The organism is Natrinema limicola JCM 13563 (assembly GCF_000337475.1).
In the GTDB taxonomy this organism is placed as follows: Archaea; Halobacteriota; Halobacteria; order Halobacteriales; family Natrialbaceae; genus Natrinema; species Natrinema limicola.
In genome coordinates this window covers 1-21,059 of record NZ_AOIT01000091.1, presented here as the reverse complement: position 1 = coordinate 21,059, position 21,059 = coordinate 1, and the positions used below count along the sequence as shown (strand labels likewise).

The following is a 21,059-nucleotide window of genomic DNA, read 5'->3' as shown; positions in this document are numbered from 1 at the left end:
CTTACTGTGTCATGTCTGCTGCCGTCTCGTCGCTGTCGGGATCGTACCGGCGCAGCTGGTGGGTTGTCGGTTCGAATCCCGCTGCACGGAGTGCCTCAACCCACGAACCGAACCGCCGTTTGTATGGCGACGGTGAATAACGTCCGAGTTCGGTCATCTGTCTGACCGTCGGCGGACGGTCGACGACATTACCGAGTCGCCGTAGTTCGGTGATCAGTTCTTCTCTGGAGAAGAGGTCCTCCGACGTCCCAATAAACGGGGAGAATCCAGCCCGCTTGATGGCGTTGTTCCACGAGTCGAACCGATTGACGTACGCGTGCACTGAATACTGGCCGTGTTCGTTCATCTGCTCGGCGGTGGGCCGTCCGCCGACCTGATCTGCGAGCCTGTCGATTTCCTCCAGCAGTTCGGAGGCTGGAATGCGCTGTTCGGATGCGTCGGGGCTCGATGCAGCGGGCGTGTATCCCGCGGCACGTATCGCGTCGTTCCACGAGTCGAACCGCCGGAAATACACCGAAGCTGTGTACTTTCCATGCTCTCTCATCTCTCTGGTTGTCGGTGATCGGCCGAACTCCTTGGCAAGCCGTTCGAGTTCGTCGAGCAGTTCTGCCTTGGTGTACTCGTTACCCGTCCTTGGTGGCTTGTATCCCGCAGCACGTAGCGCATCGCTCCACGATCCGAACAGATCGTGACAGGTTCGCGCCGAGTAGGCACCCTCTTCGTCCATCTGATCGGCTGTCGGTGGCGTTCCGTCTGTCGCCAGCCGGCTAATCTCCTTGATTACGTCCGCCTGGCTAATCGTATCGGGCTCTTGCCTTTCGATCCCGGCTGCGTCGAGCGCGGATTCGAGGTCATCGAACTTTGAGTATACTTGCGAGAGTGGATATTGACCGTGTTCCCGGATCGCCTCCGCCCAAGAAGACGGGTTTCCGACGATGTCCTGAATTCGTTGCAAGTCTTCGATTACGTTGGCACGGGTCGTCGCTGTGGCGTCAAGACCAGCTGCCTCGAGCGTTTCGTCCCATGCATCGAAATAGTGATAATATGCCTGGGCGGAATATCGGCCGTGTTCGTGCATGTCTTCTGTCGTCGGTGATCTCCCCAACTCTTCCGCAAGTTCTCGAAGATGCTGGACGAGTTCTGTGCGGCCCATGTGCCTGTCATGTGTTTAAAATACCAAAAACCTGTTTCAATTATCATACTCGACAGTGTGGTAGATCTCTGAGTTTGTCAGTACCTGCGTGTCGGCGATCCTGATGTTGTCGAGAACCCGGACCAATCCCACCACAATACGGCGATCTTGACGATTACGTTGACTCATCAGTGCTACACCGGCTGCGAACCACTGAGAGATCGAGACTTCTTTGTCTCACGTCAGAACATGGAACGTATGGTGACTGCGGGCAAGCTTGGAGATTCGCACGCCCTTTCTCAGCGGGCACGGGCGTATGCGAACGAGGTTATTTTCGGTACTGAGTGGCCATTGACGCCAGACCACATTGACCTCTCTCGTGTAACCTTTGAGACCAGTACACGAATGACGCGACGGCACGGGGTCTGTTCATCGGACGGACGTGGCAACTGTACAATTCGTCTGTCCGCACAGACCCACGACAGGGCGGGATTCGAAGCCCTACAGGAGACGATTCGCCACGAACTCGTTCACGCCTACCAGCAGCAGACTACCGGTGTTGATACCGGTCATGGCGAATCGTTCAAGCAATGGGTGGAGCCGTTAGCTCTCTCTGGGCGGTGCACCACTCACTACGAGAAACAACCCGAGGACTACAAATATCGCTTCTACTGCATGGATGGGTGTGGATTTATCGGCGGTCGCCACCGCTGGAGTACTGCCGTGGCCCGTGCGATCGAGGGAACGCAAGTTTGTGGCACTTGCGACGCTCAACTCCATGTCGAAGGCCCCAGCGGTGTCCTTGACGAGGTTCCTGAATGGCGCGATGACACCTCATTCGATGAAGCCGACCTTCGGTACCGGTTCTACTGCGAGAACTGTGGTCTCATTGGCGGCCGCCGACAGATGTGCAAGACCGTCCGCCGGGTTGTCCACGGTGCCACTATCTGTGAACACTGTGACTCGTTGGAAATCGAAACGCGTGATGAAAGTGGGAACATCATCACACCCAATGACCTCTAGCCTGTTGACGGATCAGTTGACGTCGATTGAGGATGTTGAGAGGTGTTAACTAACTCTTCGTGTCTTACAGTAGTGTATGTTCATCCGCGATTCAGAGGGGGTCTGGCATCATGAGGAGTGCAGTCTCGTGACATTGTCCATTGAGAACAACCGTAATCGGTGTGCAGATTTGGATCCAGAGATGCCAGGTAAATGGTGTGATCACTGCCTACCTGATCCAACCGCTCGCTGAAATTTCGTGTCGTCGGATTTGGTGAAGAGCGGCGTTTGAACTCGACCATCATCTCAGACGGAACGGTTCATGGCTTCTCACTGTCGACCCTCAACTCGGTTTCGTAGGATTCGCTCTCAGAGGGCGCTCTTCACATCGGCTGGGCGTTCGCAGACGCCCACACCTCGCTTACGGACCGTTCCCACCATGGGCTGGGACCGTTCGCTGAGACCCTCTCTGTTGTCGATCGATTGTGCGATCGACTCGAGACGGTCTATGGAGTGTCCGCGAGCACAACCGCACGCGACACCTCTTGCGTACCGATCAGGACGGCGACAGCGAGCAGCTCAGACTTGAGGCGCATTCCCTCACGGCGTGTCCGGTACTCTAACGACGTGGTGGTACTCGTGAACCTCAAGAACGACCGCGTCGGAGTGACGAAAGGTCCTGACGCAAGTCGCTCGTGGCGGACTTCCTATCTGGTTGCCGCCTCCCGGCGTGTCGAGGGATGCTTAGATAGATGCCGGTAACGATCCCTACGGGAAGCCCGATCTCGAAGTAGCGACTCGGGGCCGCGATGACGGACGAGTAGGTCGACTCGGGGAAACTCGATTCAATTTTTCTTTCTATTCGACCGTGAGAACGTGTTTAACGTTTGTTTTCGGACGATTCACGTCTAGAAAAATTGAACGGTATTTTGTATATCGATATTTAATTTATAGGATACAATATTGTACGCTCGAGTACCGTAGACTCCCGAAATCGCCAGCGAGAGCCGTTTCAGATTACACTTGGTTAAAATCACGTTTAACCAAGGGACTTTACGAGGGTCGACACTGTACCCCACATACGAATGTCTGGATCAATGGACAGACGGGGTTCCTCCGGGGACACGACCGTCCACGACGCGATCGACGACTACCTGCGCTACAAGATCAACGCTGACGGCTCGGTCACGACTATGCGCTCGCCACTCGAGTCGTTCGCCGACCACTGTAAGGACGACCGCGGCGTCGAGTGCGTCGGTGAGTTGACCGACCAGGATATCCGCGCCTACAGCGAACACCTCTACGACCGCGTCAAGATCGACGAGGACCTCGCGGCGTCGACGGCGGGCAGCTACTTCGCCTACGTGCGCGCGTTTCTCTCGTGGTGCGTTCGTGAACAACACCTCGAGCAGAACCCGGCGAATACGAACACGGCGATGGACCCACTCCCCGAAGACGACGGCAAACGGAAAACACAGTACTGGTCCGACGAGGACCGAACGCAGCTCGTCAACTACGCCACCAAGCGCGTCGACATGGCCCTCGAGGGAACGATCCGCACCGATCCGAAGGCGGCGCTGCGCGACCGGGCGATCGTGGTCATGCTCGACGGCACCGGCGCTCGTGGGGCCGAACTGTTCGCTGATCCGAAAGACGAGAAACGTAACGGCCTCCGCTGGTCGGACATCGATTTCGAGGAGCGGATGATCGAAGTGTACGGCAAGTCCCGCGAGTACGAGGAAGCGCCGTTCCCCGCGAGTGTCCACAGCGTTCTCGAGCGGTGGTACGACTACCTCGAGCCACCGACCGACGAGTGGCCCGTCTTCCCGACCGGCCACTACGGGTCGAAAGAAGACGTGTTGACCGATGCACTCGGCGCAAAACGGGTGAACGAAGCACTCGAGAGTAGGGATGATGCGGGAAAGACCGCGGTTCTCGACCGGCTACACCGTGAGCATGAGGTCCCGCCGCCCTCGATCTCGAAAGAGGGCGTCCGCCGCCTGTTGAAACGGCTCACAGACGAGGCGAACATCGACCCCGACGGCGACTATGACTATCTCACACTCCACGGCGCACGACGGGCGTTAGGCCGCGACCTGTACGCCGAAGGACTCTCCGAAAAGGCCCAAGAGGCGTTACGTCACAATTCGATCGAAACCACGCACGAAGCGTACAGCGATATCAGTATGAAAGACGTGTCCGATACGATCGACGACGTGCGTGGCTAGCGCCGAAAGGATTCATCAAACAGTAGGACAGGCTCTGTTGAAATCCTCAAAAACTGATAGTACCCTGTATGTGATACGGAGGATGAGTTCAGTCTGAGATCGTATTTAGTACAAGCTGNAGGCTCTGTTGAAATCCTCAAAAACTGATAGTACCCTGTATGTGATACGGAGGATGAGTTCAGTCTGAGATCGTATTTAGTACAAGCTGAAGCAACTGAAACCATCATTAGGTTGCTCCGCATATCGCTCAGATGCGACAGCAGTACGACTTGTACCAAGCTCTTCATCTTTATCTAGCACGAGACTCTTGCCAGATTACAGTGGAGGAGATATCGGTGCGGGAGCCCCATTCATCTCATACCCAGAAAAATTNCTTCATCTTTATCTAGCACGAGACTCTTGCCAGATTACAGTGGAGGAGATATCGGTGCGGGAGCCCCATTCATCTCATACCCAGAAAAATTCATTATCCGAACATACGCATTTACTCATAATGCCCTCTCGATACAAACGGCGTACTATCCTCTCCATGGTGGGGTCGTCCATCGCGCTTACGGTCGCTGGCTGTGTTGGTTCCCCTGATTCCGACGATTCAAACGAGTCCTCCAATCAAACTGTTGGCTCCCCTAATTCCGACGAATCGAACGGCTCCTCCAATCAGACTCAAGAGTCGATAACGACGAACGATCTTACGTTTGATGTGAGTGTCGAAGAACACTTCACAGAGACTCATCCTGCACGGATTCAGGTTGCCTTGACAAATACGCTGGAGACGCCGGTATCCCTCTCTTCGGGTATCACACCCCCGTTCACATCGTATTTGAGCGGAAGCCAATCGGACGAGAACCGGCTCGTACTCGTTCCTGATGTCTCCGAAGACGAGAGTCCACTTGATTGGATAGGCGAGCCGGATCCAATTCCGACCAGTACCGAGAATGGATGCTGGAACGTGGCCCAGGATGTGGAGATCGAAGATATCGGATTGGTGATAGAACTTGATCAGGGAGAGACCAGCAGCCAGCAGTACGACGTGTACGGGTATCAAAATGATTCATGTCCTTCGTCCGGTGCATATCAGTTCGAAGATACTATGAAGATTTATAATGGACAGCCTTCGAACGACACACCCGAATACGAGGTAGCACTCGGATTTACGGTAACGCTTGACGAAGATCAGTCTCTCTCAGTTGAGAAGGAAGATCCAACCGTCAAAACAACGAAAGACTGAGCGAGTGACTCAGACCGTTCGGGCATTGAAGCAGGTGATTCGGTTGAATCCTTCTCCTCACACACATTAGTGTGAAACTATTGTTGACTGCTAATCCTATAGTGAACATTAGCTCTGTTAGAATACTATTGGTTCGACACCTTTCCCGCTGTAATAGCCGTTAGTTAAAACTGCATATTCATCAGAGTTGTCGATCAGGGTTCATAAATGTCTATAGAAAATACGATATAAATATGCCCTCCCGCCGCACTGTCATTGGGACACTTGGAGTTGCCGCTTTGGGTGGCCTCGGTGCTTGGTTGTGGTTAACTCCCGCAACAGGATATGTCCAAGAGAAATCGATCGAGGCAAGATACCGAGAAGGGAACCAATTGCACAGTGAATCGGTTATAACCGTCACTCTCAGCAATCCACCCGGCTCCGACTCGCCTCAAATCAACTGGCTACACGATGATTGGCAGGACCGATTTGAATCCCCTTCTACCCCCGTAGTTTCTGAATCGTTACATAGTGAGCTCCAACAAGTCTACGAAGAGGTACGCTATGTCGTCGGAGTATGTAGCCCATCGTGGGGTGAGGACGAGGAGACGACAGGCTGTTACAATGCGAGTGCAGGTCGAGAGGATTTCAACCGCGTTCAAGTCCACGACCGCGTGACCGCCTCCAAAACCACCAACGATGGCCTCTCAATACACAGCGTTAAGGGAAAGTGGTCGTTCGATGAAACGTGACCGGTAGACTCTCTATATCTAACGTTCAGAGTACCTTGTCGATGTTATGAGTGAGGCAGGCGACAACGAGTGCACGGAACTGCTTCCACCAGTGTCGTGAACGGACGAATGCGCCATATTTCCGTTTCAGGCGAGAGTTTACTGTCTCGTTCTGACTACGTTGGCCGTAGAGGTCGGCGTCCAGTCGAGCGTTCCACGTCTTGTGGAGCGACGAAAATTCGCGGTGCTTGATAATCGGACGAACACCATTTTCACGGGCTAACGTGCGGATCTCCTGGTCATCGTATCCTTTGTCGCCGAGGAGGATCTCTACATCAGTGTCATTCCGCTTGATGAGCGACGGCGCGATTTGCGAGTCGTGTTTTCGTGTCGTCGTCACGTGTAAGTCGATGATCGTATTCGATTCCGTGTCTACGAGAAGCGTGACTTTCAATTGCTGAATCGTCATCTTTGTTCGCTTCGTGTGGTGTTTTGAGGCGTGACTGCGGTCGAAGCCCGAGGCGTCGATTCCGACGACACCGTTGGTCGGGAGAAGCGTGACTGAGAGATTGAGAAGAACCCGCCAAACTGCCATGCCAAGGCGGTTGAATGCCTTATACAACGTCGAAAGAGACGGGATCTCCTCAAGATGAGGGCGCTCCGAATCCGAGGCATCTCGATAAGTTCGTCAAGGAGCGTCCGATACGTCGTATTCTTCCGAACCTTGAGACACAGGAGGACGATGTGTTGATGAAGTGTGTACCGCCGTTTCGAGAATTTCGATGAGTAGCGAGCGACAGCTCGCCGAGCTAAGTGCATCGCTTGCTCAACGAACCGGAGTAATCGCGACTTCGGGAGGACTTCCATCTGATTAGACTACCGGACGGAAATGTAACTCCCAGAGGGTTTCAACAGAGCCGTAGGACACTATCTCGAGTATGAGTTGCGTTCCGATCGATGATACACTCTCGTCAGAACTGATTGCTGAAGTCGAAGCCTCGCTTGACGACGACGAGACGATCAACGAGTGGGTCGAAGACGCTGTTGAATCCCGACTCGAGGAAACCGAGTAGCTATTCTCGCAGGATTTGAACCACTCGCTTAAGACGGGCTAGAAGTGACTCTTTCTCATCGTTCTGACGCACTTTCAACGCCGTCTGGTAGTGTCGGTAGGCTCTCTCGAAGCGCTCGCCTTTCATGATCGTGTTGCCCTCACGTCGAATCACGTTGGTGTCCTCGAGCACGTCGAGGTGGGTCTGCTGGAGCGCGACATAGACATTGTGCTGGTCCGTCGAGCGGTCTAAGCCGTCGATCAGTGCCCCGTGTTCTAATTCCGTTACTCGAGTCACCAACTCGCCTTTGTCAATCTGACCGTGATCGGCGAGCACATCGAGGACGTACCGGCGGCGGGCGTTTTTCAGCGCCGTGAAAATCTCGCCGTCTGTCTCGTCGAACGCTTGCGCGGGGCTCGGAGTGGTTGGCGACATAACATTATCATGCATGGGATATTCAAAAAGACTAGCGGATCAGTGGGTTCTCCTTCACATGTCAGTAGTTCATATGGACTGTCTACCCTCCAATCCTACTCAAAACCGTCTGTCCTCGATAGATTAAATACTGACGTGACGGAATACTACTACGTGGCTGACCTTGAACTCGACTTCGACGACGACATGATCGCTGTCGACGACCACGACCGTCAACAGCGGCTCATGGCAGCCCACGACGGCGACGAGTGGACTGTCTTCGAGGGGCCGATCGACAGGCCACACGCCCTCTCGAAACGGGGCAGCGTCGAGACAGCGAATCAGGTCCTCGTTGCTGCATTACAGTGGATCGCTGAGAACGACGAGTAGCTGTTTCTCTCACACGCGCTCGAGCATGGTCACTCCGCAGTCCGATATCGATCGATTCGGGCTTTGTTCTCTGCACAGGACCGACTCGAGTCATAGTTCAGATCATCGGGCAACAGGATCTCACTGGCAGGCTCCGTCGCGACCGGCAGGTCAGTCGCGGCGAGCACGTCTCGAATCAACGATTCTCACTTGCCGATCGCCGGGTCGTTCCTTGTTGATACGGGGATTAATAGTGCTGAAGATATATATGAGGACAGTGTAGACGGTGCTCAGGACATAATTGATCAAAGAGTAGACTTGATTGGGTTTTAAGAGGTTAAAATAGTTAATTCAATCTATATATGATGAATCCAAAGAAAGTAGCTAGAATATTAGACATTGTCTTATTATTTAGTATAGGCGTGTATTTACTCGGAAAAACAGAAATAGGACAATCAAATATGGATGATCCGCTCATCCTGCCTGATCTTTGGCTTACAACGCTCTTTACCGTATCGGCCCACATTCTCGTTTGGTATAAGCGATGGACGAAATCCAACGCTAAGTAGTGTTCACTCAATTAAATTAATTACGAGCCTATTTAAGTTAATGTAGTGTAAATATAGTAATAATAGCTGCCATTTTATTTGACGCGACCAATCGATCAATCGACTAGCAGTTTACTACTGGTGACGTCCGGATCAAACTAACAGGGAGAGAGATTAACTGATCAATTGGACCCTCATGTATCTGTTCCATGGAGCGTTTTCTCGAGTTCCCGAAGTCGGCGAAGTCTCTCCTTGGTCTCTGGGTGAGTGCGTGAGTATATTGACAATTGATCACGAAATGTTTCAGGGAGCCAATCAGACGGTGTATCCCATCCTGCTGTCCAGACATCTGTAGTATCCGTGATTGGAAGGATTGCCATCGGTGACATGTCGACTAACCTCATATCAACAGTAGGCGGACTTCGGCTATCGATAGTCTCTAATGCTGCCGCGATGGTTGCTGGTTCTCCTGTAATAACGGCGGCACCTCGATCTGCAGCGAACTCGCGGTATCGCGCAAACGGAGCCGTACAAAGGCAGGCTAGTACCCAGAACATGCCAGCGAGCAGTCCAAATATTCCTGAGATAAGCCCATCAAATGTGTGTGATGAGTTCTGGTTTTTGTGTCTGTATGCTTGCCCAGGTTGATGACTGGTGTCGTTTGTCATAACTGTCCACAGTCCAGCAGCGACAACGATAGGGATCATCACCGCAGTCATGATTGTAACATCTCGATTCTTAATATGACTCAGTTCGTGCGCTAGAACCCCGTTAAGTTCAGATTTAGATAATGTGTCGATGAGCGCAGAGGTGACGGTGATCTGTGCTTCGTTAGGTCGTAAACCGGTGGTAAAGGCGGTCGCAACCTCTGAGTCCACCACTGCAACTGACGGCGGTGGCATATTAGCACTCTTTGAAAGCATTGTGACCCGTTGATGGATGTCAGCAGGTGGATCATGAGTCCCAGATTCAAATCGTTGAATGAGTAATCCACGTAGCCAACGATTCAGTAACGGCAATCCAATAAATATGGTGAGCGTGATGAAGATTGGAACACCCATCGACAGCCACAATGGAATTCCACCAGGGACAATAGAAATGAGGCTATGAGGGATCTTATCCAGCGGTCTGACGAAAATAAGAATGATGAGGGATCGAGATAAAAACGCGATAACTGCAGCGAAAGTCCCTGTCAGGATAACAATGTTGGTAATTGCAAAAATCATATTCCCAACCAATCTCTCATCCCGAGGCCAATCTGATTTCTTCATTATGGGGGCACACACCCGCGAAAATCTGGGTTATCTGGTCCCAGATCGTGAGTGAACTTAGTTCATCCGCTCAGCGATAATCGGTAGGTTGCGTCGCAAGTGACTTCTGGCGGATGACGGCCGACAATTCGCGCGAGTTCACGAATACTGTCTGGCTCATGATCAGCGATTGCCTCGAGGAGTTCGAGATTCGTCGGCCGAAAGATTCGACTGAACGTCTCGAGGTCCTCGACGGAGAGCGTCGACGGCTTGGGGTCGACACTCTCGCCAGTATCGAGAGCAGCAAGCGTGTCTTCGAGATCGCTACGGTCGAACGACGAGTTGATACGGACGTGAAGTGCTTGGGTCATGGGTGTGGGATCGGTGTATTACCAGTCGGTTCTATGCCGACCCCGAGCAGTTCGCAGCGTTCGCCGACGGCCACCCATGGTACGAGTACGAAGGGGACACCACCGGCGGCTACAACCCGAACTGCAGGCTCTGGTCGCATCTCGGATTCGACTACAACGTCGGCCTCTACGGCGCCGCCGACCGCATCGAAGTGAGCGACACCGGTACTGTTTCAAACGGTCTTTACAAACATCGAACAGATGCTCCGTTCCCTCCCCTCCGCCCGTACTGTTGCAGTACTACTGCTCCTCGTCGTCGGGGGGGGTTTCAGTTTCTCCTTTTACGCCACCGTTGACGGCGCAAGTGTTACGTATACCGCGACTGCCGTCGAACCCGGGGAGAATCCCGAACTAGTCACACGAGCATCGAGTAACGTGACAAATCTTGACGAACGAATCGCAGGCACGTCGACACAACACCAGCGACCGATTCAGAGAGCTGCAGCGACTGGTTCCTACACCGGTCGTCTTGACCCGGAGCTCGACATCGTCATCGACGATATCGAGTCGCCGTACATCTGGTACAACGAGAGCTACTACACGTGGACAGTCTCGACGCAATCCGGAACGACGAATGCGACGATTCGAATGCAGCCGACCGACCCGGATACGGTGTTCGAAACCGTTGCTCGCCCGGTCGACGACGCGCCGACGGAAGTCACGACAGCAATCGCGGAAGGAACAGCGACCGGATTGACCGTTGAATCCGGCCTGTACCAGCAGAATGGGGAGTACTACGTCGTCGCGCCGGAGAGCGAGGGTGCAGTTCTCGCTCAACTTGGGAAAATCTTCGCCGGATTCGTACTCACACCAGTCGGCCGCGGGTACACCGCGGTTGCGATTGGACTTCTAGCATATCGATTCCGTGGACCGATTTGTGACCGACCCCTGACTGTTCGGCGAGCGATCACGATCCCTGCACTCGCAATTTCGATCGCACTCATCGGGACTGTCCTCTTTGAAAGCGGCTCACTCACCCGATTCGTGACCGGTCCGACGAGTGCGTTCGTCGTCGCGGCTGGGACTGTTGCCGGCGTTGCTGCAGCTCGGCGTCAATGGCTTCAACTCGTCGGCGTCTCGATCGGGACTGCTCTAGTGGCGATCGGGGCGTTTGTCGCCGCAATCGGTGTCGTCGGGGCTATTTTCGGCATACTGGCTGTGTTCCTCGGCTTCGCTACCGGCATCGTGCCGTTCGGGTACGGGTACTGGTTTGCTCAACCAGTTCCCAAGGATTGATTTCGTCCTCGGTATGGGTACACCTAACGATGCGATGGGCTTTCGGTCCTATCTCTCACAGCTGATTCCGATCTTCACGACGACACAAGTGTCCACTACGAACAGTTCGAGCAATCGCTGGGTCGCGTCGCAAAGCCGTCTCGAGTTTGCCGCTGAGAGTCGCGGCGACACCTACTACAGACAGTGATACTGCGTTAGAATAGCGTGCACCGAGTGCACGTAGTTGAGAGAGCGTTAGAGATAGGAACTACTGACCGTCTACTCACCCACAGCGCGAAACTCTAGACCATTTTGAGACGGCACAAAATAACTCTCCAGCACTAGGTTTATACCGCTCGGCAGACTTCTTTCCAGTATGAGTCTCGAAGAGACAGTTGACTACCTCGCCGAGGAACTTGACCTCGAGCGAAGTGAACACGTTCGTGAGGTCGGTCAGTCGGTCGCAGAGCTTCGCGACTGATCAGAACATTTCCCTGAAGTCTCGCTCAACGAGTCCTTCCTCCAGATACGTGATGAACTCCTGTTTCGTTGGCCCTGGCTGATCGAGTAGATAATCCCGTTCAGCACGTTTGAGGACTGCCTGAGCGAATTCCGTACAGTGTGTTTCGTGCAGACTAGCGTACTCCGTGAGGGCCTCTCGCCAGTGCATATCCAGCTCGAATTTGGTTAGTCGGATTTGGATTCCATCTTTCCGTTCGACGAGGTCAACGTCCAACTCTTCGAGTTTCTTGAATCGGAGATTATTCCGGCGGACTGTGATGAGCCGTTTGGAATCGACGATGTAGGGATCGACCCACTCACGCCAGGTATTATCGTCGACGTGGGTTCGTGGCATCTCAAAATCCGGTTCGACACTCTCAATACAGAATTGAAGCATCGCAATGCCGGTTCGGTGATTCGCATTCGGGAGAGAATGCCGGAGGATCAAATTCGACATCACTTCGCCGGCGACTTCATGAACCGATGACCCCCACGACACGTGATCGAGTGCCTGTTGGATCTTTTGCGGCTCGAACTCCTTGTAGAGCCGGAACTCATCTGCTTCTCGGGCATCGACAGCGGCCTCAAGCAGTTCCACTAACCGGAATGCGACAACTTGCCCAGCACGAGGGAGATCACGAATACGGTCACTCAGCCACTTCCTGTCGAAGTCAATCTCTTGGGCAGATTCGATCTCTGTATCGCCCTCGTAGAGTACATAAACTGGTGTTTCAAAGGGATAACCGATCAGCTTGGTCGGCTCATCGGACTGCTCTCGCCGAGAACGGATCTCTGTCAGTGACGCTGAGCTAAATTTGAGTGAGAAATTTTCGGCTTGTGGATGATGATAGAAGACGAGCCGGTCCATTTCTCTCTAGGTATTTGAGGTGGGTCGGTAAAGCAGTCCTGTTTTCATCTGTCTTTAGCTAAACCTCAGCCCTCGGCTGTGTAGCGGTAGCGGGCCTCTCTTGGAGTACCGGTCGTTGTTGATGTCTTTTTGAGCGTCGTCGATCAGTCGATCCAGCAACGGTGGCTCTCTCACTCGAAAACAATAGGGTTTCTTCGGGTCGCCTACCGATCTTACGACTCCTCGTTCGGTTCCACTTCTTGATGTCAGGGTGAGTTGACTGATGCCTACAGAGACGATTTCCAGATGACGTTGAGACGGATGGTTAGTTGAATGAGCCGAGTATGGGTCAAAATCATTATTGGAGTTCCATACGAGTAGTCAGAATGTCCATTCATGGTGCGGCCAACGCAGCAGCGCGAACGCGACCAGATGTCGGTAACGGAAGCCGACGAACATGAAAATGAAAATGAGAGTGAAGCGCAGACGTGTCCTGAATGCGATTCAGGCGCTCTCGTTGCTAGCAATGATAGTAACGAAATCATTTGTGAGGAGTGCGGCCTCGTTATCGAAGAGCAAAATATCGACCACGGGCCAGAATGGCGCGCGTTCAATCATGCCGAACGGCAGAACAAAAGCCGGGTTGGTGCACCCACAACCCAGACGATGCACGACAAAGGGTTGACCACCCAGATCGACTGGAAAAACAAGGACGCACACGGAAGGTCGATCTCCTCAAAGAAGCGTAATCAGTTGAATCGACTGCGCAAGTGGCAAGAACGGATTCGGACCAAGGATGCAGGTGAACGAAACCTCCAGTTTGCGCTTTCTGAAATTGACCGCATGGCGTCGGCACTCGGTGTCCCCCGTTCTGTTCGAGAGGTCGCATCGGTGATCTACCGACAAGCGCTCAGCGAAGATTTGATTCGTGGACGGTCTATCGAGGGCGTCGCCACGAGCTGTCTCTACGCTGGCTGTCGCCAAGAGGGGATTCCGCGGAGTCTTGAAGAAGTGACTGAGGTCTCTCGCGTGGGGAAGAAAGAAATCGGGCGCACATATCGTTATATCGCTAAGGAACTTTCCCTCGAGATGAAACCAGCCGATCCTAAAGAGTACGTCCCACGGTTTTGTTCTGACCTCGAGGTGAGTGAAGAAGTGAAGATGAAGGCGATCGAAATTATCGATGAGTCTGCTGAACAGGGTCTGCTTTCAGGGAAGTCGCCAACGGGATTTGCAGCAGCAGCCATTTATGCAGCATCACTCCTCTGTAACGAGAAGAAGACGCAAAAAGAAGTTGCTGAGGTTGCGCAGGTGACTGAGGTTACCATCCGGAATCGGTATCAAGAACAGATCGAAGCGATGGGTCTCAACTGACACTGAGGCTGAGGAAGAAATATACCACTGCTACGAACCGACTGACTGCTGCCAGACCGGCTACTCGTTGGCCGCGAGCTCGCCGAGAACACGGTCACCGAACGCAAGCACGAGTGTTGCGCCGACCAGATCGAAGACAATGTCCAAGAACGTGTCTTTCCGGCCGTACGTGACGAGTATCGGCTCGAGATCCAGGCGTTTCGCCGTTGCGTGAATAGCGTACTCGATGGCTTCCCAGACAAGCCCGAAACTAATGACGGCGGCAACGACTCGTGGGCCAGGATCGCGCCCCTTCCGGCGGCTGGCTACATAGACGATCCCGGCCAGAATCGACGAGGAATGTGCGTGTGTGTAAGGTGATCCCACCACCAGACGTCGTCATAGGGACCGAGCATACCGACAGCATGAGTAACCATCGCAGTGTTCACGTAGGCTCGCTGCCACGGCTGGAGTTTAACACCATACGCACGCGTGACGAACGTGGGAAGGTATGTGCCGATCGCTGCGACGACGGCATTGACAACCGCGCCTGGATCCCGCCGTCGAAGTCCGACGAGGAATACCGTGAGCAGCGTATATCTGGCTTCACGACCCACTCCCTGTTCAGCTGTCGATATCTTCTGTATACAATAGACTGACTACTCGGGCCACATAGCAATATCGTCCCGAATACGGACCTAGACGCCTCAGACAGTCTCAGTGGAACTCGTCCATCGTTCTCAGAGACAGTGATAGTGATGGGCTCTCGATGCGTGCTGACGACGATCTAGCACTGATTTAATCACGGTTGATGCGTGTTCCTGCTTGCGATTACCGGAGTTCGAGATGGAGAGAGAGCCGCCAGAGAGGACTCCTAGTTTTAAGTGATATCCATGACTATCAGTGAGGCAAGAAGATAGGAGAATATCCCCACCGCTCGTCGGTGTGGGTTGCAGGAGAACGGGGGCGTCAATTCGCCCCCAGGCTAGGTACCTACTCCTGCGACCCGGATCGATATAAAAGTTTGCCTCTCGAGGAGCCGTGGCTCTGTCCAGCACGGTGTCCCGTCTCCTTCGAGAGTCGTCTCTCCCTCCAGTAGCATCGCGACTTGACCGACAACCAGCAGTACACGACTACGACTACAACGACCCTCCATGACAATTGGAAAAGATCCGGACGCAGTTGACGCAGAAACGCCCACTAATCACGACGTTGCCGCAGCTCTTGGCTTTGACACCGTCGAGAAGTACATTAGCACAGATCAGATGGCCAACGACGGTGATGATGACCTCCCGAGTCGCGAAGAGATGTGGGCCATCATCCAAGAACTGGTGCAGATAGTCGGCGACCTCCAGCAGGAACAGAATCGCGCCGATCGTAACCGCAAGGAGATCGCCAGTCAACTCAACGAGATCACCGAGTCGATTGACGAAACCGACGAGACGGCTGACCAAGCAAAGGAAATCGCGAAGACCGCGAACGCAAACGCTGAGCAGGCCAAGTCGATCGCCGAAACCGGCGAGACTGCCTTCGACCGCGAGGATCCAGAGGAACTGCCAGGTGGCATCGAGCCCTCGAGCAGTCCACTGGATTTCCTTGCGAACTGCCGCCAGCACCGCGTCAAAACACACCTTGTCGATCAGGGGACACCGCGGAAGAACCGATTCCGGGCACTTCTTGTGATGAAGCGCTGGGACGAGTTCGCAACCAAGCGCACGAACGGGAGCGGCATTTTCTGGACACGAGACAATGTCCGGGATGCGCTCACTGCAATCCTCGGAAAGCGTCCCCACGCACAGACACTCAAGCGCGTGTGGAACGAGATGATCGCGATCGGAAGTTCGGACGTCGATGTCACTGAACGACGTGTCTCTGCGAAACAGACACCAAAAGAGATCATTGCGATGGATCTCGAGACTGCCGAGGGACTGTTTGAGTCTCGTTATCACCACCTCGAGTTGCTCGATGGAGATGGACGGGTCACTGGTGGTGTCACACCCGTTGTGACCCAGAACGACAGGGCAAAGGTGTGAGAAAGCGGTTGACCCCATCCCGAGAGGGAGTATCTCTCTAACGAGCACACCGAACGGATCTGGTCGTCGTCGGACCACGACGACGTCGCCGCTACCAATAGCTGCAGGTGTAAGAGAAGATCCTCCCTTTCAGAGACTGTGTTTGTTCCTCTAACGCTCGTTCTGGGGATTCGGCTTTGGATCTACTCACAACGGGTGTGATCATGACCGGTCAGTTATGGTCTGCACGATTGCTCTTTCACAGGAGAGGATCGTCGTGAGATCGACATAGTGAGATCCTGTTCAATAGAACGCCATGAATCACTGAGTAATATTGTGAGAATTAAGAAAGTCTGATATGAATTCAATCAAAACGGTGACTTGGGCGTGGGGAGCGTCAGGGGAAACCACCCTCACGCTCAGTCAGAGGCACATCTCAGACACACGGACCGTGTCGAATACTCGTCTCCGCACGAGTCGTCTGGGACTGACAGTCCAACGTGGAGGGGTGGGAGTGGCGTTCGGTAACTCCAGCGGCACCCTGTCTCGAGAAGTGATTTCTGGTCTGAGTGTGTTACTCAGCGAGTTCTGACTGCTCTTTGACNGGGAGTGGCGTTCGGTAACTCCAGCGGCACCCTGTCTCGAGAAGTGATTTCTGGTCTGAGTGTGTTACTCAGCGAGTTCTGACTGCTCTTTGACTGTGAGTTCTGGATCGTTACCGAATTCTACAACAACTGTGTAGCCATTGTACTGGAACTCAACTCGGCCAGATCGATCCGTCCCGGTCTGGAACCCCGACGCAAAGAGATCATCGAGTGCATCTGGGTCAACCGAATCGTACAATGGAGGCAGCTTCAGTGGGTCTGTCTGTTCTCTCTTAGCAACACAATCCACTATCTTCGAAGAAATATTATCTTCATTCCTAGGATTCTTTTTCATAGTAGTAGGTAGATCTCGAGAGCACAAATATATATTGCCAAATATGCTAGTTTCTGTACTCTCATTAGAAATTATTATAAGCTATGGCTAGACTACTTGTGTTTCGAGAGAGCGTTGTGAGCTGTGTTTGAGCAGCGCTGCTTCTGCCGAAATATCGAACAACAGTAGCAAAATTTTCAATCTGAAATTCCGAGAGATAGAAATCGATCTGCGCTCTTAATTTGTGCTCGAGCTTGGACCTCTCCCAGGAAGAGTAGTGTCGGTGATGGGGGTGGGGGAGGTAGTGCCTCCGTGAATCACTGTGGGAGGCAACTGATTGTTATTGGCGATCACTATTAATGATTCCTCTTCTGGTCATTTAGACAACAGACACATACGATACCTATCCTAAAGACACGGATGGGGAGGACAGTGTAGCTCCAGACGGCTTCCAAGAGGGAATGCAATCGTTTCGAGACACACCGTTCCTCGCCGCAACTGGGATTGCTCCACCACTACTTGGAGCCATCGTAATCTCAGATCACTCACCAGTGACACACCATCAGCTTCATGAGTGCGCTGACGTCGGCTTCTGGCCGGAGTTTTCACAAGATGCTGAAGTTTATATTCGAAGTCACAGCCGACAGCGATGATGGCACTGACTGATTGACAAGATGGTCTCCTAGTCGCAGTCGAATTGGCCGAGTTCTCAATTCACTACCAATAGTTCTGAAATCAGCCACCTTGCGAGCTATTCTATGACGTTCTCACAGTTAGGGAACAAATTGATACTTCTATGGGGCATATGACGGGTTAGCGCGGACAAGGTGGGTCTACCTACACCCCTGTATCGTTGACCCTTCCTCGATCACAAGTCAGGGAACACTTGTCCACGCCGGCCGAGATCGGTACGTTCCACAAGATCCACAACTGGTTTCGTCCTCCGATCTCTGGTTTCGAGTGCCATCCGGCCTTCGAGAACCTCATGCTGGCCTTTGGCCGGTCTTCTGTGAACTCGAGAGTGTATAGCTACTCACTCTCGATATGAAATGTCTCGAGAACTATTGTCTAGTTCAGTGCCTCTTCGGCAGATGTTCCGCTATCGAACGTTTGACTCGGTCGATCGTAGCTATGGTGGTGTCTAAACCGTCACAGTCAGCGGCGAGAGTTGGTTGAATTGACGTGTAAAGAGTAAAACAGTTGATCTGCGTTGAGGGAGTTTAAAATCACTTTTTGGCGGATTAGTCGCGCGGAAGCCACCAGACGAAGCGCTTGCCGACATCTTTCTGGTTCAACCGACCTTGTTGATGGAGTTGTTTCAGACGTCGCCGGGCAGTCTGCAAGTGATAGTCAAAATGGTCGGCGACCTCTTTGGTAGTCACAACTTCCTCTTCTTTCACATACTCGAGTAATTCATCGTCTGAAACCTGCTTCGTGAACGGACCACTTCTTCCACCGTCGTCTACCATATAGGAACAATCCTACATGGCTGCTACCCACTCTTATACAGATTTTATGCCTTCAAAAATAACGTCTTCAAAGTACGTGCTACAACATACATTCTAGAGCTACATTTTATGTTCATCGAACACGAAACTCATAGTGAGAGAATAGATGGTGGTTACAACCCAATACGATCCACATTCAGAGCAGACGATAGTATCCAGAATCGTTGAAACTGTATCTAATCTTGCAGAGCAAGAGGTAGAAGAACTCCCGCCCTTGTACGATTCAATAGATCCCGAAGCAGTTGAACGCCTGTTCAGACAGAGTGAGACTCAGGAACTCAAGCTGATCTTCCAATATTGTGGCTACACGATCAGGGGCAATGCAACCGGAACTATTGCGGTAGAAGCATCTCACCAGTGAGGATAGACGCTGTCAGAGAATTCATAGGGCCGTCCAGAGTCTTGCTTACAGCCTTCTATGGTGCATTGACCGTAAGGTGATTTGAGCACTTATCGAAAACACCTTGTTGAATAAATCAATATCATTGATAGGATATGGAAGATACGCCAGTCATTCAGTTAGTAACTCTCTGGTTTGTTGTCCTTATTTACATACAAACGGGTTCTGGAGGTAGTGGTGCAGTTAATATGATTCTAGGTACAGTTGCTATCCTTCTTGTGTATATTCTCCCACTTACTTTGATCATTTTTACTGTTCTGCGACTGGTTGACAACTAATTTAGCTGCATTCATTGTATATGGCTCTTCGTAAGTGGTTCTCCTTTCGAGAAGACAGCGGCGTCTCGAACCGAATAAATACTATTAGTAAGGACCATAGGAAATTTTATATAGGATGGCTAATAAGAGTTCTATGCTAATAGGATCCCAAAACAATAAAGAAGAGGTCGCATTCCTATGGACACTATCATCCCACAAATCAACGCAGTACCACACCTTTCGCAAATCGGACCAACTGCGGCCTCCATTAGATCGCAAGATGCACTGGGCGAACAGTTGCCCTCCGCTGAGACTGTCCTTCGTCGTCTTGGAATAGAGTTCAATGACTGGATCGGAGCGACCCACTGTGGGTGTGTGATTCGAGGTGCTGTTCGAATCATTGCGGACAGATATCTGTACCAATGAACACGGATACATCACATCAGTCGACAGAATCGTCGCCGGAATGCCCTGATTCGGTGACTAGGATCCGGCAAGCGTGCAGACGAGTCGTGCCCGTAGCGATCTCACTCGCAGTCTGGCTGGCCTTCATCGCCCTCGCTTCCGGATCAGCAGCTGCCCAGTCGAATGTGGGTGACGTCTACTGTGGTACCGGTGTCGAGACTGGCATTGGCATCGTCTTCGGAGCTGTTGCTGGTCTCGGTCTTCCTGCAACGGGATTCTACGTCGGTCGAGCTGGCCTCTCGTACATGCGTGCCGGTGGAAACCCTGAGAAGAAGAATCAGGCCAAAGAGAAACTCGTGATGTCGTGTGTCGGGTTTGTGATCATCGTCCTTGCGCTGATCTCACCCGAACTGATTGACAAGGTTGGCAGTCAGATGGGATTCGGCTTCTCAGATTGTGTCCAACCATTCTGACCCACCAGAGCAGAGCTTGCGATTGCCTGAAGCTCAATGGCCACACCACGTGTGATCGACATTGCCTTCCTGCTTCTCGTCGCAAGCGGAGGCGCTGTCTTCCTGGCTGTCGGTGTCGCTGTTGCCCAGCCGAATCCGAGTTCGGATACAGCGATCCCTGCTGATGGGCCCGATTACGGCGTGAACGAGACACGGTTCCCGCTGTTGTGGTCGGACGACCTCGATCAGCAAAACCGCTCGAGTGACGAGTTCGAAGAGGCGGTTTCCTCTGCACCGGAGTTTGCGACCCGGCTTGCAGGGTCGACAGATGTCCCGTTCGAGAAGCCAATCGACGATGTCGAGAGGTGGAACAGCGGTGATCTCCAGGACTTTGACCCTGGTGGCGAAAAAACCTCTATCCATCCCGAACGGGCTCGCCTCGAGGATGGGCTCTACATCCGAGATGCGTACACGAGCATCGTTGCAGTCCAGCCGTCGACGGTGCTGCACTCGGGAAACACGTCGACGCGGTATATCACGCCAGACGGCGAGGTCCTCGCGATAGCCGACTACCGGGTCCGTGTCCCAGACGATGACACGAGCGGCTCGGTTCGCCATCACTGGTCGATTGCTGACACTGCCGTTGACACGGTTGTCTTACAGACAGAGAGCTGGACACTCGATGCCGATCATGGCCATCGGTCCACTCTCGAGTACAGGAGACTATCGGGAGCGCAAAACCTGACTGTCGAGGCCACAATCACTGCTCGGCTTCGCCATGAAACCCGGACGTGCACTGATTACAATAGCACGATCGGATCCTGTGAAGGCTCGTGGGAGACAGAGAT

16 protein-coding genes and 5 pseudogenes are annotated in these 21,059 nt (G+C 52.9%); 12 read left to right on the top strand and 9 right to left on the bottom strand.

Annotation, left to right across the window (positions count from 1 at the left end):
- Nucleotide 1 precedes the first annotated feature (1 nt).
- The gene (locus tag C476_RS17460) at nucleotides 2-1,153 is read right to left on the bottom strand and encodes a homing endonuclease associated repeat-containing protein (protein WP_130501502.1); all 1,152 of its coding nucleotides are present in this window, start codon (nucleotides 1,151-1,153) and stop codon (nucleotides 2-4) included.
- 228 nt (nucleotides 1,154-1,381) lie between these two features.
- Between C476_RS17460 and C476_RS19900 the strand changes: the two are divergent.
- The 4 genes and pseudogenes from C476_RS19900 to C476_RS17445 all read left to right on the top strand — a co-directional run.
- A pseudogene (locus tag C476_RS19900) lies at nucleotides 1,382-1,726 on the top strand (SprT-like domain-containing protein); the annotation flags it as partial.
- A 129-nt stretch (nucleotides 1,727-1,855) separates the two neighbouring features.
- Nucleotides 1,856-2,155, top strand: a complete 300-nt coding sequence (locus C476_RS19605) for a hypothetical protein (protein WP_241430523.1) — start codon at nucleotides 1,856-1,858, stop codon at nucleotides 2,153-2,155.
- 1,064 nt (nucleotides 2,156-3,219) lie between these two features.
- Nucleotides 3,220-4,362: a tyrosine-type recombinase/integrase gene (locus C476_RS17450; protein ID WP_049912087.1), complete on the top strand. Its 1,143-nt coding sequence runs from the start codon at nucleotides 3,220-3,222 to the stop codon at nucleotides 4,360-4,362.
- Nucleotides 4,363-5,062: 700 nt separating this feature from the next.
- Nucleotides 5,063-5,590, top strand: a complete 528-nt coding sequence (locus tag C476_RS17445) for a hypothetical protein (RefSeq protein WP_008015446.1) — start codon at nucleotides 5,063-5,065, stop codon at nucleotides 5,588-5,590.
- Between the two features lie 756 nt (nucleotides 5,591-6,346).
- On the opposite strand, the pseudogene C476_RS17440 reads toward C476_RS17445, so the two are convergent.
- Nucleotides 6,347-7,167 (bottom strand): annotated as a pseudogene (locus C476_RS17440) (IS5 family transposase).
- Nucleotides 7,168-7,238: 71 nt separating this feature from the next.
- Between C476_RS17440 and C476_RS19725 the strand changes: the two are divergent.
- Complete coding sequence (locus C476_RS19725; RefSeq protein WP_275039686.1) at nucleotides 7,239-7,373, top strand: hypothetical protein; 135 nt, start codon at nucleotides 7,239-7,241, stop codon at nucleotides 7,371-7,373.
- Here the strand turns inward: C476_RS19725 and C476_RS17435 are convergent, their stop codons facing one another.
- A complete protein-coding gene (locus C476_RS17435; RefSeq protein WP_008015442.1) occupies nucleotides 7,374-7,787 on the bottom strand; it encodes a DUF7344 domain-containing protein in 414 nt (137 codons plus the stop codon). It lies immediately after the preceding gene.
- A gap of 153 nt (nucleotides 7,788-7,940) precedes the next feature.
- On the opposite strand from C476_RS17435, the gene C476_RS17430 reads away from it, so the two are divergent.
- Complete coding sequence (locus C476_RS17430) at nucleotides 7,941-8,156, top strand: hypothetical protein (RefSeq protein ID WP_049912097.1); 216 nt, start codon at nucleotides 7,941-7,943, stop codon at nucleotides 8,154-8,156.
- A gap of 721 nt (nucleotides 8,157-8,877) precedes the next feature.
- Here the strand turns inward: C476_RS17430 and C476_RS18180 are convergent.
- Nucleotides 8,878-9,954 (bottom strand): M48 family metalloprotease, encoded by a 1,077-nt coding sequence (locus tag C476_RS18180; RefSeq protein ID WP_152418262.1) that lies wholly within the window; start codon nucleotides 9,952-9,954, stop codon nucleotides 8,878-8,880.
- Between the two features lie 98 nt (nucleotides 9,955-10,052).
- A pseudogene (locus C476_RS17425) lies at nucleotides 10,053-10,304 on the bottom strand (HVO_A0114 family putative DNA-binding protein); the annotation flags it as partial.
- 414 nt (nucleotides 10,305-10,718) lie between these two features.
- Between C476_RS17425 and C476_RS17420 the strand changes: the two are divergent.
- A complete protein-coding gene (locus C476_RS17420; RefSeq protein WP_008015433.1) occupies nucleotides 10,719-11,579 on the top strand; it encodes a hypothetical protein in 861 nt (286 codons plus the stop codon).
- A gap of 460 nt (nucleotides 11,580-12,039) precedes the next feature.
- On the opposite strand, the gene C476_RS17415 is transcribed toward C476_RS17420, so the two are convergent.
- A complete protein-coding gene (locus C476_RS17415; protein WP_008015413.1) occupies nucleotides 12,040-12,927 on the bottom strand; it encodes a hypothetical protein in 888 nt (295 codons plus the stop codon).
- 375 nt (nucleotides 12,928-13,302) lie between these two features.
- Between C476_RS17415 and C476_RS17410 the strand changes: the two genes are divergently transcribed.
- Nucleotides 13,303-14,280, top strand: coding sequence for a transcription initiation factor IIB (locus C476_RS17410; protein WP_008015411.1), 978 nt, complete (start codon nucleotides 13,303-13,305; stop codon nucleotides 14,278-14,280).
- 60 nt (nucleotides 14,281-14,340) lie between these two features.
- Here the strand turns inward: C476_RS17410 and C476_RS17405 are convergent.
- A pseudogene (locus C476_RS17405) lies at nucleotides 14,341-14,897 on the bottom strand (hypothetical protein).
- Between the two features lie 516 nt (nucleotides 14,898-15,413).
- On the opposite strand from C476_RS17405, the gene C476_RS17400 reads away from it, so the two are divergent.
- Complete coding sequence (locus C476_RS17400; RefSeq protein ID WP_008015407.1) at nucleotides 15,414-16,292, top strand: hypothetical protein; 879 nt, start codon at nucleotides 15,414-15,416, stop codon at nucleotides 16,290-16,292.
- A gap of 648 nt (nucleotides 16,293-16,940) precedes the next feature.
- On the opposite strand, the gene C476_RS17395 is transcribed toward C476_RS17400, so the two are convergent.
- Entirely contained in the window at nucleotides 16,941-17,210 is a 270-nt protein-coding gene (locus C476_RS17395) for a HalOD1 output domain-containing protein (protein ID WP_049912083.1), read from the bottom strand.
- Between the two features lie 1,220 nt (nucleotides 17,211-18,430).
- Nucleotides 18,431-18,658 carry a DeoR family transcriptional regulator gene (locus tag C476_RS18175; protein WP_008015403.1) on the bottom strand — a complete coding sequence of 76 codons (228 nt, stop codon included), beginning with the start codon at nucleotides 18,656-18,658 and terminating at the stop codon, nucleotides 18,431-18,433.
- A 145-nt stretch (nucleotides 18,659-18,803) separates the two neighbouring features.
- Here C476_RS18175 and C476_RS18605 point away from each other — a divergent pair, with 145 nt between their 5' ends.
- The 3 genes and pseudogenes from C476_RS18605 to C476_RS17385 form a co-directional block, all read left to right on the top strand.
- A complete protein-coding gene (locus C476_RS18605; RefSeq protein WP_152418260.1) occupies nucleotides 18,804-19,058 on the top strand; it encodes a HalOD1 output domain-containing protein in 255 nt (84 codons plus the stop codon).
- Between the two features lie 718 nt (nucleotides 19,059-19,776).
- Nucleotides 19,777-20,232 (top strand): pilin, encoded by a 456-nt coding sequence (locus C476_RS17390; protein WP_394295559.1) that lies wholly within the window; start codon nucleotides 19,777-19,779, stop codon nucleotides 20,230-20,232.
- Nucleotides 20,233-20,268: 36 nt separating this feature from the next.
- Nucleotides 20,269-21,059: pseudogene (locus C476_RS17385) on the top strand (hypothetical protein); the annotation flags it as partial.